2 protein-coding genes are annotated in these 2,551 nt (G+C 72.0%); both read left to right on the plus strand.

Annotated features, from left to right (window positions below; genetic code table 11):
• The coding region (locus STRTUCAR8_RS28830; protein ID WP_006379627.1) for a Pycsar system effector family protein at positions 1-535 on the plus strand (535 nt) is incomplete at its 5' end.
• Positions 536-586: 51 nt separating this feature from the next.
• Entirely contained in the window at positions 587-2,446 is a 1,860-nt protein-coding gene (locus STRTUCAR8_RS55205; RefSeq protein WP_078507354.1) for a M48 family metalloprotease, read from the plus strand.
• Positions 2,447-2,551: the final 105 nt, after the last annotated feature.

A 2,551-nucleotide genomic window follows, 5' to 3' on the forward strand; every position in this document is an offset into this window, starting at 1 on the left:
GGACCCCCGCCCCACCCCGGCACCGCCCCCGCCGGACACTCCCGCCGACCCCACCCAACTCTGTGAGCGCCTCCTCGCGGACCTCCGTACCGAGATCGCCCGCGCCGACAGCAAGGCGTCCGTCCTGGTAGCCGCGCTGGGGATGACCGCAGGTGTGTTCAGCGGACTGCTCGCCGGGCGGAACTGGAACCCGGCCGCGCTCAGCACGTTCGGGACCGTCGCCTGGAGTGCCGGGGCCGCGTCCCTGGTGCTGTCCCTGTTCTCGCTGCTCCTCGCCGTGCTGCCCCGCTACCGCTCCCAGCCGTGGGCTCCGGGCCAGCCCCTCTCCTACTTCGGCGACATCCAGCAGGCCGTGCGGCTCGGCGGGCTGGAGGCAGCGCTCGCCGACACCCTGCGCGACCCCACGGCCGCGCTCACCTCGGCGCTCACCGAGACGAGCCGTATCGCCGCACGCAAGCACGAGTGGATCCGTACCGGCCTGATCTCGTTCTGCGTCGGCACGCTCCTCCTCCCCGCCTCCCTGCTCATCGGCTGAACTCACCGGACCGGACCGCTCAGTCACCGTCCCCGCACGTGAAGGAAGACCATGACCCAGCCACCCTCGTCCCCACCGGACCACCCCGAGCCCTCCGATTACCCCTTGTTCCCGCCGACGTACCCCGAGCAGAAAACCCCCCGCCCCTCACCCCAGCCGCCCTACCCCGACCAACCCGCACACCCATACCCGCAGGCCACCCAGCCCCCGCCCCGCTACCCGGACCAGCCCCAGCCTGCCCACAACCGCGACACGACCCGGCGATCGAATTACCCGAACTTCGCCGAACCCCCGACCTACCCGGACGCGGGCCCCCGATCCCAACACCCGAACACCTCTCAGCGACCCGATTACCCGGGCTTCGCCGAACCTCCGACCTACCCGGACGCCGCACAGCCACCCCAGCAACCCCGGCCCACGAACGCGGCCCAGCACCCCGATTACCCGAACTTCGCCGAACCTCCGACCTACCCGGACGCCGCACAGCCACCCCAGCAACCCCGGCCCACGAACGCGGCCCAGCACCCCGACTCCCCGAACTTCGCCGAACCCCCGACCTACCCGGACGCGGGCCCCCGATCCCAACACCCGAACACCACCCCACGCCCCGACCACCCCGACTACGCCGAGCCTCCGACCTACCCCGGCGGGCCCCAGCACCCCCAGCCCGCCAACACCGCCCAGCGCCCCGATCACCCAGGCTTCGCCGAACCCCCGACCTACCCCGGCGCGGCACAGCAACCCCAGTACCCGGACGCGGCCCAGCCCCCGACCTACCCGGGCGCTGCCCCGACCCCGCCCCCCGCCTACCCGGGTGCCGCTCCCGCCCAGCCCCCGCCCTACCCCCAGGCCACCGCCCAGCCCATCCCCCCGCAGTACGCGCCCCCTCAGCAACCCCCGACCACACCCACGACGCCCACCGCGCCCACCGCAGCCGCGCCGCCCGCATCCCCCACCGAGCACCCCCACCACATCTCCACCGACCGCCAGCGCGTCCACATCTCCGCCCACCAGCGCCGTACCGACGCCACCGCCGTGGGCAACCTCCTCCTCTACCTCCCGAACTTCCTCTGCAGCCTCCTCGTCGTCAGCATGTTCTCCCTCTTCTTCGGCGACCTCGCGTTCCTCGTGATCATCGCCTGGATACTGAGCGGCGCACTCGTCTTCCACCGGCCCACCGAAAGCGCCCTCGCGCGCCGTCTGCTCCACCTGCGCTACCCCACGCCGCAAGAACGAGCCAAACTCGAACCGGTCTGGCGCGAGGTCACCGCCCGCGCGGGTGTCGAGGGCCGCAACTACGAACTCTGGGTCGAGGACAGCGACGGCCTGAACGCGGTCGCCGCCGCCGGCCACATCGTCGGTGTCACCCGCTTCGCCATGAACGAGCTGCCCAACGGCGAACTCGCCGCCGTCATGGCACACGAGCTGGGCCACCACGTCGGCGGCCACGCCTGGTCGGGGCTCCTCGGCTACTGGTACGCGCAGCCCGGCCGTATCGCCTGGCGGTTCCTGCGCGCGTTCTCGGGGTTCGTCTTCAAGGTGTCCCGCGCCTTCTCCTGCTTCGGCGTCGGCTTCGTCGTACTCGTCCTCGGCAGCATCGCCATGGCGACCATCAGCACGCTGTACGGCCTGCCCCTGCTGATCCTCGGGGTGCCGTACGCCCTCGCCGCGGTCGGCCGCCGAGCCGAACTCCGCGCCGACGAACACGCGGCGGCCCTCGGCTTCGCCCCGATGCTGGCCTCCGTACTCGGCAAGCTCCACCAGGAGGAGCAGCGGCAGACGGCCGCGCTCGCCGCGCTCAACAACGGTGTGGCGCCGGAGGAGAGCCCGCTGAGCAAGCTGCTCTCCTCGCACCCGGACTACCACACCCGGCTGCACCACCTGCAGCCGTACCTCCAGCAGCAGCGCTGAGGCCAGGCACCGCCGAAGGCTGGCAGCAAAGTGTCACAGCCTCGTCAGCGGGTTCGGAGCCGTGCAGGCTGAGTCCATGAGCAATGAATTCCGCCTCGGCGGCGA

The organism is Streptomyces turgidiscabies Car8 (assembly GCF_000331005.1).
In the GTDB taxonomy this organism is placed as follows: domain Bacteria; phylum Actinomycetota; class Actinomycetes; order Streptomycetales; family Streptomycetaceae; genus Streptomyces; species Streptomyces turgidiscabies.